The organism is Roseivirga sp. (assembly GCF_034669765.1).
Lineage (GTDB): Bacteria > Bacteroidota > Bacteroidia > Cytophagales > Cyclobacteriaceae > Roseivirga.
The window spans coordinates 241,683-258,850 of sequence record NZ_JAXMOQ010000002.1 but is presented as its reverse complement, the minus strand read 5'-3'; the positions used below and the strand labels follow the sequence as shown (position 1 = coordinate 258,850).

At 39.1% G+C, this 17,168-nt stretch carries 8 protein-coding genes; 3 read left to right on the top strand and 5 right to left on the bottom strand.

The genetic code is table 11. The annotated features are described in order from the left end of the window. Positions 1-230 precede the first annotated feature (230 nt). The 3 genes from VOI17_RS04130 to VOI17_RS04120 are packed head-to-tail and all read left to right on the top strand — an operon-like array spanning position 231 to position 4,636. Complete coding sequence (locus VOI17_RS04130) at positions 231-1,925, top strand: amidohydrolase family protein (protein WP_323755976.1); 1,695 nt, start codon at positions 231-233, stop codon at positions 1,923-1,925. Between the two features lie 11 nt (positions 1,926-1,936). Then, a complete protein-coding gene (locus tag VOI17_RS04125) occupies positions 1,937-3,301 on the top strand; it encodes an amidohydrolase (RefSeq protein WP_323755975.1) in 1,365 nt (454 codons plus the stop codon). Positions 3,302-3,310: 9 nt separating this feature from the next. Beyond that, positions 3,311-4,636 (top strand): amidohydrolase family protein, encoded by a 1,326-nt coding sequence (locus VOI17_RS04120; protein WP_323755974.1) that lies wholly within the window; start codon positions 3,311-3,313, stop codon positions 4,634-4,636. Between the two features lie 129 nt (positions 4,637-4,765). Here the strand turns inward: VOI17_RS04120 and VOI17_RS04115 are convergent, their stop codons facing one another. The 5 genes from VOI17_RS04115 to VOI17_RS04095 form a co-directional block, all read right to left on the bottom strand. Beyond that, a complete protein-coding gene (locus tag VOI17_RS04115; RefSeq protein WP_323755973.1) occupies positions 4,766-7,129 on the bottom strand; it encodes an ABC transporter permease in 2,364 nt (787 codons plus the stop codon). 166 nt (positions 7,130-7,295) lie between these two features. Beyond that, positions 7,296-9,647 (bottom strand): ABC transporter permease, encoded by a 2,352-nt coding sequence (locus VOI17_RS04110; protein ID WP_323755972.1) that lies wholly within the window; start codon positions 9,645-9,647, stop codon positions 7,296-7,298. A gap of 141 nt (positions 9,648-9,788) precedes the next feature. Next, positions 9,789-12,140, bottom strand: a complete 2,352-nt coding sequence (locus tag VOI17_RS04105; RefSeq protein ID WP_323755971.1) for an ABC transporter permease — start codon at positions 12,138-12,140, stop codon at positions 9,789-9,791. Between the two features lie 136 nt (positions 12,141-12,276). Continuing rightward, positions 12,277-14,616, bottom strand: coding sequence for an ABC transporter permease (locus VOI17_RS04100; protein ID WP_323755970.1), 2,340 nt, complete (start codon positions 14,614-14,616; stop codon positions 12,277-12,279). A gap of 103 nt (positions 14,617-14,719) precedes the next feature. Next, entirely contained in the window at positions 14,720-17,071 is a 2,352-nt protein-coding gene (locus VOI17_RS04095) for an ABC transporter permease (protein ID WP_323755969.1), read from the bottom strand. Positions 17,072-17,168: the final 97 nt, after the last annotated feature.

Genomic DNA, 17,168 nt, shown 5'->3' with positions numbered 1-17,168 from the left:
TTTTTTGTTTAATCTCAAGTGAAGATACTTTTAGGTTTATTAGGTGTTGATGATTTGAATAATCAAATATGGTTAAGGAAACGAGCAGATTTGACCTGTCAATTTTATAAAAATGTCAATTCAACCTTTACTTAAATTGGATTCTTACCACTCCTATATTTGACTTTGAAAAAGTGCCGTAGTTTCTTATATATTAGGTTTTTAATTTTCAACAATTCAAAGCGCTAAGAATGAAACTACTACTTACGAAAACCATTCGCGCGGTTTTCCTTATGCTGTTAACGGTAAGCACAGTGAGCTTAAACGCTCAAAGTGATCCAACCGGAGAATCAGCAGTAACTCGAACCTTCGCCATCACCAATGCAACGGTGATTCAAGCACCTGGTAAGGAGTTAAAAGGAGCAACCGTAGTGATTAAAAATGGCCTAATTCAGGCTGTAGGCACCAATGTAACGGTACCTACGAATGCACAAGTAATTGACGGCAAAGACATGTTTGTTTATGCTGGGTTTATTGATGGACTTGCTAATACAGGAGCAAAACGCCCTGAAAACACACCACGTCCAAATGACCTATTCAGTCCTGACCCTCCGAACGATTATGCTGGAATAACACCCGAGCATAGCCTTTTGGATCAATTGGATATTGAAAGCAATACAATTGCTTCCATGAGAAAAGAAGGTTTTGCAATCTCTCACTCTGTGCCTTTTGGAAGAATGCTTCCAGGAGCTGGTTCTATCATCCTTTTGGGAGATAAGAAGCACGCAGATGAACTTATCTTGTCTAAAGATGTAACTATGTTCACTCAGTTCGCTGGTGCACCGGGAGCTTATCCAGGTAATGTATTGGGGATTATGGCCAAATACAGAAATCTCTATCGCAATGCTGAAAACAACAAGAAGCATTATGATTCTTATGCTGAAAACCCAAGCGGTATTGAAAGACCAGAAAGAGACAGAGTAACAGAAGCTTTCTTCCCTGTAGTTACTAAACAACAGGCTGTAATGTATGATGCTTCTGGAGTTCTTGAAGTTCAAAGGGCAATGAGATTACAAAAAGAGCTAGGTTTCAGACTGATGGTTGGCAATGTAAAACAGGCATGGGATTTAGGCCAAATGTTCAAAGACAATGGCACTGGTGTATTCTTGTCTCTAGACTTACCTGATGCTCCGAAAGAAGCGAAAGGGAAAGATTTAGATGAAATGACAGAAGAAACCAAAAGGTTAGAAGCTAGAAAAGTAGACTTCTACAAAAAATATGTTGGTCAAGCGGCTTCTCTAGCCAATTCAGGTGTGAAATTTGGCTTCTCTTCACTTGATGCTACTAGCACAAAGGTAAAAGCCAATTTATTGACCATGATAGAAAATGGTTTGAGCGAAAATGACGCACTTGCTGCACTTACAACAAATGCTGCTAGTCTTTTAGGAATTGATAAAATCACAGGAACCGTAGAAGCAGGTAAGATTGCCAACATTATGGTGAGCAATGCTCCTTACTTCACTAAAGATTCACAAATTAAATTCATGTTTGTGGATGGTGACAAGTATGACTTCGAAATCAAAGAAAAAGGTGCAGCCGGAAATGGTAACAGGTCAGCTGCTGCTGGCAATGACCCAATTGTTGGTTCATGGACTTATAACTTTGAAACACCTAATGGTGCCTCTACTGGTAAAATGACTTTCGCGAAAGATGGCGATACATATACTGGAAAAATGACCAGCAATGACGGTGCCCCTGATGCCAACTTGCAAGAAGTAACTTTTGCCAATGGCACTCTTAGCTTTATCTTCATGATAGATGCAGGTGGTCAATCTGTTGAATTAGTTGTTTCTGGAACTGTTACTGGCAACCAATATGATGCAGAGGTTACAGTTTCTGCCTTCAATTTCTCTACTCCGATGAGCGCTACTAAAGACGGCCAATAAAATCTGAAAACATGAAAAAAAATATTTTAATACTAACACTCATACTCTTTACAGGCTTTATTTCTGAAGCTCAAGTAAAGAAGGGAGATGTGCTGATTAAGAATGGAACCGTTTTGACCATTACCAAAGGAACTTTGGACAATACAGACGTTCTCATTAAAGACGGCAAGATCTCTAGAATTGGAAAGAATCTTAAAGCTCCAAACGGAGTTCAGGAGATTGATGCTACAGGTAAGTTCATTATGCCTGGAATTATCGATGCACATTCACATATTGCACTTAGCTCTGTTAACGAAGGCACAAGCCAAGTAACAGCTGAGGTAAATATGGGCGATGTTATTGATCCTTTCGATGTTTCTATTTACAGAGCATTGGCTGGTGGTGTTACCTCTACTCACGCACTTCACGGTTCTGCTAATGTAATTGGTGGAGAAAGCGAAACTTTAAAACTTCGTTATGGAACTTCTAACCCTGAGGAATTAAAGTTCGAAGATGCGCCTAGAACAATCAAGTTCGCATTGGGTGAAAACCCAACTAGAGGTGGGCGTTCTCGTGGTATTCAGCCTTCAAGCCGTATGGGCGTTGAGGCTATGTTGAGAAATTCATTTAACGATGCTATTGCTTACAGGTCTACATGGGCTGCTTACAAAGCAGATAAAAACCCGAGAAAAGTAGCTCCAGAGTATGATTTAAGAATGGAGACTTTGGTTGATATTCTTGATGGTAAAGTTTTGGTGCATTGTCACTCTTACCGTGCGGATGAGATTTATATGTTGTTGAAAGTTTTCACTGATTTCGGAATCAAGAAACTCACCTTCCAACATGCAAACGAAGCATACAAAGTAGCTTCTGAATTGGCTGAATTTGGAGCAAGTGCTTCAGTTTTCGCTGATTGGTGGGCTTACAAATTAGAGGTATACTGGTCTACAGCATACAACGCTACTATTCTTACTAGAAATGGCGTGTTGACTTCTATCAACTCTGATTCAGGCGAATTGATTCGTCACTTATTCCACGAAGCTGCTAAAACTCAAAAATATGGTGACTTAAGCGATGAGGAAGCACTTTCATTGATCACATTAAACCCTGCTAAGCAATTAGGTATCGACAACAGAGTTGGTTCAATTGAAGTAGGAAAAGATGCTGATATCGCAATCTTTGAGGGTCATCCCCTATCTGTTTATGCTATTCCAGTAATGACTTTTGTGGATGGTGTGAAATACTTTGATAGAGCTAACGATATAGCTGACCAACGGATCTATATTAACCCTGAAGAAGCAGTTGAAAATATCACTATTTTCAACCGCGAGGATGAAGACAGATGCATGGAAGAAGGTGTAGTTAGTTTCGAGGCATTATTCTCCAACAAAAAATAGAAAGTAGCTATGAAAAGAATATTCCAAATACTCATAATCGCTTTAATGGTTCCACTTCTTTCTTTTGGACAAGAAGACGACCAAGTAATGAAAGCACGAGCGGGTAAATTCGCTCTTACAAATGCCAAGATATATACTGTAACTAACGGTATTATTGAGAACGGTACTTTGATAATCAACAATGGTATCATCGAAGCAGTTGGCGCCAATATTTCTATTCCAGATGATGCGGAAATAATTGACTGCAAGGGAAAAGAGATTTACCCAGGTATGATTGATTCTGGTACTAAAGTAGGTTTATCAGAGATCGGTAGTATTGACGTATCTCAAGATTTCAGTGAAAGTGGAGCTTTAACTCCTCAAATGCAGGCATTAACTGCGGTTAACCCAAATTCAGCTGTAATTCCAGTAACCCGTGTAAGTGGTGTTACTACTGTATGGACTACTCCTAGCGGAGGGTTCTTACCAGGTACTGCTGCTGCCATTAATTTGTTTGGCTACACTCCGGATCAAATGTTCGCTGGTGCAAAAGGAATCATCATGAACTTCCCTTCTACCGCTGGTGGAGGCCGTTTCAGAAGAAGATCTCCTGAAGAGCAAGCAAAAGCTACTGAACGAGCTTTAAAGCAAGTAAACGATGCTTGGGACAAAGCAGAACTTTATGCTAAAATTGAGAATTCAGATGACGTTAGAAATTACCCTGAAATCGAAGCTTTAGTACCTGTTGTTAAAGGTGAGATGAAACTTTTCATCGAAGCCAATGCTGCCAAGGATATCCTTGCTGTTATTGATTGGGTAAAAGCTAGAGGTTATAAGGATGTGGTTATCACTGGCGTTTCTGAAGGCTGGAGAGTAGCCGATGAAATTGCTAAGTCTAAGCTTCCTGTAATTGCTGGTCCTATCCAAGCCATCCCTACACGTGGTTCTGATAAATACGATGCAGCTTATGCCAACCCAGGAATTATGAGTGCAGCAGGTGTTAAAGTAGCCTTGCGTACTGGTGATACTGAAAATGTTAGAAACTTACCTTACCATGCAGGCTTTGCGGCTTCATACGGAATGGGTAGAGAAGAAGCATTGAAGGCAATTACAATTAATGCAGCTGAGATTTTAGGCGTTTCTAGTAGTATTGGATCAATTGAAGTAGGAAAGAAAGCAAACGTGTTTATTTCTACTGGCGATCCATTTGAAACTGCTTCTAAGATTACTGATTTGTTCATTGACGGTTATAAAGTACCAATGACTTCTCAGCAAATCCGATTGTATGACGAATTCTTGAACAGAACTCCAGGTGTTAAAAAGAACGACCCTGCGCTTAAAATCATTAAGAAATAAGCATATTTCAAACACATAAAAAAAGCGACTAGTGATAGTCGCTTTTTTTATGTCTCTTTTGAGTAATTGGTGTATTGGTTATTAGTTATGGGGAGGCTCACGTCTTCGTACTTCTGACTTCCAACTTTCTCACTCCTTCCTCAACACTTCAACTGGATTGGTTTTGCTGAATTGAAGCATTTTAAAGCCGATAACCACGAATAGCAGTACAATCATAAAGACACCAGCGATAAGCCCTTGGCCAGCATTAAGACTTATTCTTACGGCATAGTCTTGTAGATATTGCTCCATCAAATAATAGCCAATGGGCAAGGCAATTAGTAATGCAATAATAAGGCTATAAAGGAAAGGAAGTGACAACCTGCCCAATAACTCAGGAACACTTGCACCTAGAATTTTACGGATACTCACCGCTTTCATTTTAGAGTTGGCAAACATAATGGCCATGCCGAAAAGGTTCATAAAAGAAAGCAAAAGCACTACTCCTGCTAGAATGCTAAAGAGCGTTGAGATCTTTGACATGTTTTGAACACTGCCATTTACTTTTTGATCAAGCTGAGTAATGTCTGGTTCAATTACGGTTTCGTATTCCTTCCAAATGGATTCAAGACTGGCCACCAGTTTATCTCTACTTTCAGGTTTTACTTTGATTAGATAACTATGTGCAATATTGTTGACATCTGGCAGAAAAATATGTGCCATTGGATCAGGACTTCCTACTCCCCAAGTGGAAATATCGTTGGCTAATCCTACAATAGTTTTTGGTTTACCATCAACGTTCAGCGTAGTTCCCACAGGGCTTTGTAACCCTAATTCTTTCGCCAGACGCTCATTGATAATACAGGCGTTTTCCAGAGGTGTATTGGTATCAGAAAAGACATTACCTTCCTCCAACTCTATATCTACTAAGTCAAAAAAGTTATCTGACACGTAGATTCTTGATGGGTTGTTCTTTATCAAGGTGTCCACTAACTGTAATTCAATATTGGAAAAGCCATTAAAGTTGAATGGAAAGGGCCCTTTGGCTACTTTCTGCACTCCAGGAAGGTTTTTAAGTCTTTCATTAATCACCTCAGCGTTCTTCTTTATTTTCGGGTTACTATTACCGAAAGTCAGTACATTCTCTACGTTATAGCCTGTATCAAAGTGATTCATTTTAGTCACTTGAAGTTTCAATACATAAACCCCAAACACCAAGCAAATGGTAATGACAAACTGAGTGGTAAGCAGTACTCTCTTCAATATAAAACCAGCACCTCTCGGACTAGAAAAACCAGAGAGCACTTTGACAGGGTTCAGTTTTGAAACTACTAAGGACGGGTAAAGCCCTGCAACTAAACCTGTGAATAAGGTAAATACAATTAAGAAAATAATCACTTCGGGTTGACCGCTTCTCAACCCTACAGGGACTTGAAATAGGTCAGAAATGCTCTTTTCGCTAAGTTCCAAAGCCACTACGGTAAGCAATAGAGCCACCACCGCATAAACCACAGATTCCATAAGAAACTGCGTTCTTATTTCCTTTACATTAGCACCATTGACCTTTCGGATACCAACCTCTTTGGCACGTTTAAGCGAAAGACTTAAGGCAATGGCCACATAGCCTAAAAAGGCACAAAGCAAAACTCCAAAAGTGATGTACATTACCGTTTTAATCATTTTTTTGGAAGCCCCAAAAAGGGAGTAGTACTGCGCACCATAATCATAGATAGAATTACCCCAGTATGCGTCTGCTAGGTTTTCGGTATAGATTCCTTTAAGATTTTCAAAAGCACCTACATTCTGAGCCGTTCTAAAAACACCTTCTTCGAGCTGTTCTTTCGATACTTCTTCCTTAAGCTTGACATGCGTTAACAAGTAGAAGAACGCTCTGTTTGAGTCGGCCATTTCCTTTTTAAATTCTTCCATGGAAAAGAATAGCCCTGGATTAAATACGGATAACTCAGAAACCTGATCCATGACTCCAGAAATCAAGAATGTGCCCTTCTCATGAATTTGTATTTCTTCGCCTACAGGGTTCTTATTTGGAAATAAGGTCTCGGACAAACTACTTGAAATCACAACTTTCCCCGTTCCTTCCAAGGCGTTTTGAGGATTACCATATTTGAGAGGAAAGCTAAAAACATCAAATACATTGTTGTCCGTATAAAAGCCATTCCCTTCTTTTAAATAGGCCTCTCCGTCCGCACTTAGATAAAGGTCACCTCTTACACCATTAATGGTATTGAGTTCCTCAATTTCAGGATTAGATGTCTTGATTTGCTCAGCAAAATCTTCGGTGATATAATCTTTGTACTCCCCAAAATCTAACATGATCCTGTACACCCTATCCGCATTGGCGTGATTTAGGTTTCTGGAATATTCATAGCGCACATAAAGCCCCGCCATTACAAAACAGTACATGCCTAAAGCCAATGAAAAGATCATCAAGAGTGTATAGCCTGTATTTCGTTTTAGGTTAGTAAAGGCTGATTTTATATAGTTCCGTAACATGGCTTGTTGGTTTATTAGTTAATTGATGATTAGTGAAAACGAAAACCCATTTCTGAATCCATCTTCGGTCTTCCAACCTTGTTTCATTAATTCCTTATTTCATTAATCCATTATCTCATTTCTTCATTATTTCATTAATCCCCTCTCTCATTATTTCATTAATTCCTTACTCACTTCTCAACACATCTATCGGGTTTTTCTGGACACTGAAATAGCTATGTAAACCAAGCACAGCAATGGCCAATACACCCACCATAATAATGGCTTGGACAAAGAATGGGGTTAAGTTTTCTAGTCTGTAAGGGAAATCGGCAATCCATTTTTCCAAACCATAATAGGTAAGCGGAACGGCTGCAATAAAGGCTAATATTATCAGCCAAGTGAATCGCTTATTTAAAGTTTGTGCTAAGTGCAGATAGCTTGCGCCTAGTACTTTTCTGATCCCCACTTCTTTTTCTCTTAACTTATTCTCGAAAGAAGAGAGCGCAAAGAGCCCTAAGAAAGCAACCGAAACGACCATCAAAGTGAGGAAATCGAAAATAGTAATGAGCTGCGATTCTTTCTCATAGGCAGGAGAGAAAAAACCTTCAAGCTCTGTTAAGTTAGGGTCTGATTTTACGCCTAGTTTATTGAGCGCCAGGCCTATTTGCGCTTTTACCGTCTCCTTATTGTTAGCCCTATACTTAAACTGAACAGGCCCCCTTGGATTAGCCGTATAGGTAATCATAGCGGGTTCTATTACATTTTTAGCCGAAGAGAAATGAAAGTCCTTCACTACCCCCACTACAGTTCTACCATTAGGCATTTTTGCCCCAATGGCTGGGTTCAATCCAAGTTTCTTTTTTGCTGTTTCATTGATAATGACCAAACTGTCCAATTTAGACTTTGGCAGGTTAGAGAAGTCGGTTCCCTCTAAAACCTCAAGTTCAAATAGCTCATTAAAATTTTGGTCCGCTGCACCAGAGTAAATAGTAATGGGAACAGGTTTTCCATCCACCAAAATCGTCATAGGTGGCGGAGGCGCAAACATAGGCAACGGAGAAGAAGTTACTTTTTCAATTTGCGGAATCGCTTCTAGCGCATTTCTAACGGTCTGATAATCGAGTGATCGCCCCTCTTGGTAAAGACTAAAAGTCATTATATTCTCCTCGTTATAACCCTTATCTAAATTGATTAAGTAATTCGATTGCCCTCGAATAACCAAGGCCGTAATGAGTAAGCCAGTACAAATCATAAACTGTAATACGAACAGTGATTTCCGAAGAATATTCACTTTAGATTGAGGCAAAACCCCTCTGAGTACTCCTGAAATACTGAAAGAACTCAATGAAATTGCTGGATAAATTCCTGAAATCAACACTACAAGAATGAGTACAGCAACAGGTAACAATAATAGCTGTGGGGCTTGACTAAAATTGATATCCAATTCTTTACCAATGAGCGGTTGGGCGTATGGTAATGCCAATTCAAGCCCAATTAACGCGACTATTAAAGCACAAAAGGACAAGGCTAAAGTTTCTGCCATTTGAGAAAGTACCAAACGGCTGCGACTTGCGCCCATTATTTTCCGAATGCCCATTTGCTTCACCTTAGAAAAAGAAAGGGCTGTAGTAAGGTTGATGTAGTTGAAGCAGGCCACAAATAGAATTAAGCCTCCAACAAGAGAAAAAATGTATAAGTACTTTGATTGACCACCAAACAAATTTTTAGCGTCATAGCGTTCGGTTTGCCCATTGAGGTATAGATCTGAGAACTTAAGAAATGCAAGTCCATCCGCTACTTGTGTAACATCATGTAAGACCAATATTTGCTTAGCATCTGCCATCAACTCATTCGGTGAATGTCCTTCTTTTAATAGAAAATAGCTGAAGCCTGACCCATTCAGCCAATTGTCTTTATTGTAATCATAATTTGATATTTCGGCATTAATCGACCCTAAAAAATCAAACTTTAAATGACTGTTTTTAGGAATAGGCTTTAGTACTCCTGCTATTCTAAAACTACCTTTATTTTGAAAAGTGAGCGTTTCGCCTACGGGGTTAATTCCTGGAAAAAGGGTTTCTGCAATAGCAGAAGAGAGGATGATGTCAGAGGGATCAGCCAGTGCCAATTCCTCATTGCCAAATTTTAAACCAAAATCAAAGAGTTTAAAAAGTGATGGAGAAGAGAAAAACAGTTTATCCGTTCGTATCCATTCATCATTGACCATATAACTAGCATAAGAGTTTCTACTTATACTAACAGCGTCCAATACAGCAGAACTCTCCTCTTTCAATACATGCATCAGTGCATCAGATGGCCTTACTTTAAATGACGTGCCATCTTCTCTTTTCATCTCTAAAGACGACATAAAGGTGTTTGGAGCATTCTCATGCCAACGGTCATAGGTCACTTCGTCTCGAACATAAAGAGCAGTCACCAAAAAGCAGAACATGCCAATGCTTAAACCTATAAGGTTAATCAGCGTAAAAGCTTTCTCGCGTTTTAGGCTTCGGAATACAGTCTCAAAATATTTCATCAGTCGTTATGGTTTATTAGTTAATTGGTCATTAGTGAAAAAAAACTATTTCTGACTTCCAACCTTGTTTCATTAATTCAATATTTCATTCCCTCATTCCTTTATTCCTTCATTAATCCCTTCACTCATTACCTCATTATTTCACTCATCCTTCAATATCTCCACTGGGTTAATCAAATAGGCTTTAACACTATGAATGGAAACGGTAATGAAAATCACTACTGAAGCAACGGCAATGGCTCCGAAGATTAGGAACACAGGCATTTCAATTCGATAAGCAAAAGAACTAAGCCAATTGTCCATCCAATACACCACTACAGGTACAGCAATAGCCACCGCAATCAGTAGCTTCCAGACGCTTGATACATTCAGTGTTTTCTGAATGCTCAAAAAGCCTGCTCCCAGCACTTTGCGAATACCCATTTCCTTCAGCCTGCGTTTTACCGAATAACCTGCAATACCGAACAAGCCAATAAAAGCGACCAAAGCAGCAATTACCGTAAAGGTGTTCAGCATGGTAATCATCACGTTTTCTTGTTTGTACTGGGAGTTGATTTGGTCTTCTAGGAAGAAGAAGGTGGCCTCATCGCCACTGGTTAAACCTGAGTATTTCGATTTGACATTTTCAACAACCGACACCATATTTTCCTTATCTAACTTCAGCACCAATACCCCTGTATAGGCGCCCAAAGGTTTAAACAGTGTGGCTTCCACAGGTTCTTTTTTAGAGACAAAATGAAAGTCATTCACTACTCCTACAATTGTTAAGGCAGTGCTATTTTGTTCGATAGTCCGCCCAACAGCATTATTGCCAAAACCAAGTTTTTCGGCAGCTGTGGTATTGATTATGATCAAGTTCGATGAGTCGGTATCTTCGGGAAGGAATCCCCTACCATGAATAATTTCCATGCCCATGGTTTTAAAATAATCAGGGTCTACATCAAACATATTCCAACGAAAATCATAATCACTGAAGGTCATTGACCCCATAACCCTAGAAGGAATAGATGTAGCATAAGTGGCAGAAAGCACCCCTGGCACTTTGAGCAACTCATTCTTAAGCAATACTTTTTTACTTACAGCTTCTCGTGAAAATCTATTGAGTACTAGTTGAGAATCTTTATCAAAGCCAAGGTTTTCATTCCGCATAAATTGCATCTGACGATTGGCCGTAAACGAAACACAAATGAGCACGATGAAAACTACAATTTGAAAAATACTGACAGCACCTATTAGCCTCTTGGTTGAAAAATTACTTGATGTGTTTTTGAAAATTTTCACCACATTAAGCCGAGTGCTTAAATAAGCGGGATAAAGAGAACACAGACCGGCAATAATCAAAGAAAACACTAAGCCTTTGACTAAAAACTCTGGTCGTTCAAAAACACTAATGGCTAAACTTCTATCGATAAGGCTTTCCAGTTGCGGAAGTAATAATTCCACCAAAATGATAGCGGCCAAGAAACTGAAAAACACCTGAATGACAGACTCAATCAAAAACTGGGTATAGAGCTCTTTATTTCTAGCGCCCGACACTTTTCTTACGCCAATTTCTTTAGTTCGTTCTATAGACTGCGAAAGCGCTAAACTTACATAATTAAACACAGAGCAAATGAGTATAAACGCGGCCACAAGGGTGAAAATAAAAATGTACTGACGATCTGTTTTTTCAGTTACAGGCCCTCTTACATCCAAAGAGAAATGCACATCTGCCAACGGTTGTAATGTTAAGCGTCTAGTTTCACTTATAGCATTTACTTTAAACAGATTGTTTAGTTTTGATTCTACCTCACTTATTTGAGCCTCTTTGTTGAGCAAAAAATAGGTTTGATCATTGTAACTCGCATTCCATTGGTTAAAGCCATTCTCACCCCTCCAGCCATTCACTGTGGTGTGTAATGCAATAATTTCGGCTTTGATCGAAGTGGTATTTGGCAGGTCTTTATACACCCCATCAATGATCAAATCAACACGCCCCACTTTAACCACCTTGCCCATTGCATTATTTGCGCTGCCAAAATATTGAGTGGCTTTTGATTCATTGATTAACATTGAATTCGGTGTCTTTAATACACTCGAGACACTACCCGCTACGAAATCGAGATCGAAGAACTCTAAAAACCCAGGATCAATGGCCGCACTTTCAACCCTGCCCACTGAGTCTTGAACTCCTTTGACTACAATGCTTTTAGGTAAATTCTCCAATCTACTGAAAGCTTCTATTTCAGGAATTTCGCCCTGTGCTGTAGGCCCAAGTGCTGAAGTAAGCCCGCTCTGCTTCTCTTCACCTATGTCTGATGTATTAATTTGAACCACTCTGTAAATCCTATCCTTCTTTTCATGAAACTGATCATAGGCCAATTCATTCTGAAGAAAAAGGTAAATGATAAAGAATGAGCCCAAACCGATACTCAGCCCTAATATGTTCAGACTTGCATAGAGCTTGTTTCTTCTCAGGTTTCTAAAAGCAACTTTGATGTAGTTTCGTAGCATGGTTGTTTAGTTATGGGTGTATTAGTTATTAGTTATGCGGGCTCTTCCAAGTTACCTCTTCGGTCTTCCAAACCCTTATTTCATTAATCCCTTCCCTCATTAATTCAGTGTTTCATTGTTCCCTTTATTCATTATTTCATTCGTCTTTTAGTATCTCCACTGGGTTAATCAAATAGGCTTTTATGCTGTGAATGGAAACCGTAAGAAAAATCACGATGGAGGCAACAGCAATGGCTCCGAAGATTAGGAACACAGGCATTTCAATTCGATAAGCAAAAGAACTAAGCCAATTGTCCATCCAATACAATACTACAGGTACAGCAATAGCCACCGCAATCAGTAGCTTCCAAACGCTTGATACATTCAGTGTTTTCTGAATACTCAGGAAGCCCGCACCGAGCACTTTGCGAATGCCCATTTCTTTCAACCTGCGTTTTACTGAATAACCTGCAATACCGAACAAGCCAATAAAAGCCACCAAAGCTGCAATTACCGTAAAGGTGTTGAGCATGGTAATCATCACATTTTCTTGTTTGTATTGGGCGTCAATGCGGTCTTCAAAAAAGAAAAATGAAGACCTAGAGAGGTTTGGAATCTTATTGTAGACATCCAAAACTCGTTTGGAAGTGGAAGCCCAATTGGCATCATCAAGTTTAACCAAGAACTGATTATTAGAACCTTCGGTATATTGTCTGAATACTACTGGTTCTATAAGTTCCTTTTTGGAGGCAAAGTGAAAATCACTGACTACTCCAATAATTGTAAATGGTGAAGATGCTGAACCTACTGTTTTACCGACAGCTGTCACTTCATCATAACCCAATTTTTTAGCTGCTGTGGCATTGATCATTATGAGTCTAGATGAATCGAGGTCTTCAATTACAAAATTTCGACCACTTAACAGGTCCATCCCCATAGTTTGGATATAATCGTGATCTATTTCAAAAAAACTAAATTTAACATCTGATCCGTAAAAACCCGTAGAGGAGACAACATCATTAGGAAGTTGGCTACCACTACTCACAGATTTTACACCTGGGAGCTTTAATAACTCATTCTTATATACCTCTCTAGTTCTCCAAGGAATGTACTCCAAAACCAACTGATGATCCTTATCGAAGCCTAAATTTTCGTTTCGCATAAAGCGCATTTGTCGGTTTGCAGTAACCGAAACACAGATAAGTACTACAAATACTACAATTTGGAAAACACCAATGGTACCGATCAGTCGCTGTGATGAAAAGCTGCCCTTACCATTCTTGAATACATTCACTACTTTCAATCTGGTGCTCAAATAGGTAGGATAGAACGAACATACTATTGCATTGACCATAGAGAAAACGATGCCTTTGACCAATAATACAGGCTGTGCTAAAACGCTAATTCCTAAATCTCTCTCTATCAATCCTTCGAGTTGAGGAATCAGTAACTCTACCAAAATCATCGCGATTACAAAGCTTATAAAGACATGAAGTAGAGATTCCAAAATAAACTGTTTGCCTAGCTCCAATTTACTGGCTCCCGTTACTTTTCTTACCCCTATTTCCTTTGCTCTCACTATTGATTGAGAGACTGCTAAACTGATGTAATTGAAAACAGAACTGACTAAAATGAAAATAGCGACATAGGCAAAAATAGAAACATACTGTCTGTCAGTTTTTTCAAATACTTTATCCCTCACATCTAAGGAGTAATGAACATCAGTAATGGGTTGTAAGGTGAGTTTCTTTCCTTTTGCCCATTTATTATTAGATGTATAGTGTTGTGTAAGTTTTTCCTTTAGGTCACTTATGTTTGTACCCTCTTCTAGGAGTAAATAACATTGTGCACCTACGTTCCAACTCCAAGAACCCTGACCATAACGGGCATGTATAATTTCATTGAGCATAATAACATCACCCTTGATGGATGAACTGTTTGGTAGGTCATGAAACACTCCATCAACTACATAATTCACCTTATTATAATTAATTACTTGACCCAAAGCATCAGAAGTTCCATAAAATCTCATTGCCGTTGACTCGCTTATTAATACCGAATTAGGAGACTTCAGAACTGTTTCATTAGTTCCATAAATATAATCTAGGGTGAAAAAATCCAGAAACTCAGGATCAACAATTAGGGCTCCTATGCCTGATTCTCCTTCGCTACCCTCGTTAAATGAAAGTGGAACTGGCTTCTGTATGACTCTACTAAAAGCCTCAATACCTGGAATGCTCTCCACAAATTCAGGGGAAAAAGCATAGGACATATTGGCTTCCTTTTCTACACCAAAATCGCTTTCAATAGTCTGTACTACCCTATAAACCCTGTCCTTCTTTTCATGGAACTGATCATAGGCCAATTCATTCTGAAGAAAAAGGTAAATGATAAAGAATGAGCCCAAACCAATACTCAGCCCAAGAATGTTCAGGCCAGCATAGAGCTTGTTCCTTCTCAGGTTTCTAAAAGCGACTTTAATATAATTTCGTAGCATGGCTATTTAGTTATTCGTGTATTAGTTATTGGTTAAAAGGGGCCTCCGGTCTTCGGACTTCCAACCTTGTTTCATTAATTCATTACTTCATTAATCCCTTGTTTCATTCATTCCTCAATACGTCAACGGGGTTCTTTCTTGAGCTTAAATAACCATGTACGCCAAGGATACCTATGGTAAGGAAAACTATAGCCGCAGTCGCAATGGAAAACTGTGGAGTCAGATCAGTAATTCTATAGGGGAATGACGACAACCAATTATTAATCAAATAGTAACAAACGGGTGTCGCAAGGAGTAACGCCAAGACAACCAGAACCACAAACCGTTGACTTAGTGCCTTGATTAATTGAAGGTAATTGGCACCAAGTACTTTTCTGATTCCCAGCTCTTTTTCACGCAATTGTCCCTCGAAACTAGAAAGTGCAAACAGACCAAGGAAAGCGATGACCACAAGCATTGCTGTAAGCCAATTAAAAATCCTAACCAATGTTTCTTCCTGCTGATAAGCGGATGCATAGAATGTGGCCAATTCGGTTGTTTCGAACGGTGTTCCCGTGTTAAAGCTCTCCCATACGTTTTTAACAGCGAGCATTACCGTTGCCCTTTCCCCTTCTTTGAACTTGAAATGAAGGTTGGGGATTTCAGGTTTCCTGGTAGAAATTAATAATGGAGTAATCTGACTTTTTGCATCAGCAAAATGAAAATCCTTCATAACGCCAACAATCTTATACCTACCCGCTAACTCCATACCAATCGGGTCATCAACCCCTAATTCTTTATAGGCTGTTTCATTAATCAGAACAGCCTTTTTCAATTCTGAAGTTTCGAGTTCAGTAAATGATCTTCCCTGAAGAATTTCAATTTCCAGTAAATCAGCGAAATCGATATCCGCAGCACCTGTCATAAAATCTGTCAACACTCGTTCTCCATTTTTCTCAATAGGAAATGAAAAACCAATTCCCCTAGTGGGCATTGGTGCTCCACTAACATCTAAAATTTGAGCAATTCTCTCCAGCTCCGTTTTCAGCTGTTCATACTTACCATCAAAACCTCCCTTGTATAAATTTATATAATGCACGTTCTCAACATTGTAACCGAAATCCATATTGATCATGAACTTTGCTTGAGACCTGATTGCCAGCGCACTCATTAAAAGGCCAGCACAGATGAGAAACTGAAAAACAAGGAGGCCTTTCCGCAATGTTGAAGTTTTGGAGTATGGAAATACCCCCTTCAGCAAATTTGAAATATTGAATGACGAGGCAACAATCGCTGGATAAAAACCTGAAATGAGTACTACTAATAATAAAGCAGTTCCTGGAATAAATAATAGCACTGGGTTATTGAACAAAGAGAATTCAAGCCTTTTATTAAGAACTGAATTGATACTACCCAAACTTAGTTCTACAGCGATAACGGCTACTATTAACGAGACAAAGGCGATAAAAGCAGTTTCACTTACTAACAAAGAAAGTAATCGGGTTCGGCTGGCGCCAATCACTTTGCGTATGGCTAAATCTTTGGTTCTGGCAAAAGTTCTGGCAGTATGTAGGTTTACATAATTGAAACAAGCCACCAATAAAATCAAACCTCCAACAAGAGAAAATATAACAATGTACCTCCTTTGCCCACCAAACATCTTGGTTTCATAACCATATGTTTTTCCGTCTAAATATAAGTCGCCAAATGAGTTCACCACCAAGCCTTCAGCATAGGTTTTGTTTTTATTGTTTATCAAAATCGCCTTGGCATCTTCAGCTAGTTGATCAGCTGTATAGTTCTCTTTCAGTAAAATATAGTTTTGGCCATAACCCAACGACCAACGATCCTTATACTGAGTATATGGAGTTTCGTTAAAGTTGGCCGACATCAACATGTCAAACTGTAAATGCGAATTACTAGGAATTGGATTTAAAACCCCTGTGACTTTAAAAACTCCCTTTTCCTCAAATTCAATTATTTCTCCAATGGGGTTTTTATCACCAAAATGTTTTTTAGCCAATACTGATGAAAGAATTACACTATGAGGCTCAACCAGCGCACTTTCTTCGTTCCCCAATTGTAAGCCAAAGTCAAATACTTTAAAAAATGAGGGTTCGGTATAGTGTAGGTCTCCTGTTTCAAACCAATCATCGCTTATTTTATAATTATCATTTAACTTATAACCAACATTGGCAATGGTTTCAACACCCGGGCTTTCATTGAGCAGGGCTTCTCTCAAAGCAAATGGAGGTAGTAGAGATGAGGATTCACCATTATTGTATTTCATAATTACTTCAGTAGTAAAAATCCGATCTACTTTGCTATGCCATTTGTCATGAGTGAGCTCATCCCTTACGTAAAGGGAAGTGACAATGAAACAGAACATTCCCAAACTAAGGCTCAGAATATTCACCATTGCGAAGAATTTACCTTTCCTTAAATTCCTTATTCCAGTTTTTAAAAAGTTAATCATGGCTTAGTTTATTAGTCATTGGTCATTGGTCATTGGTGAAGACGAAAACCCACTTCTGACTTCCTTCTTCGATCTTCTAACCTTGTTTCACTCCTTC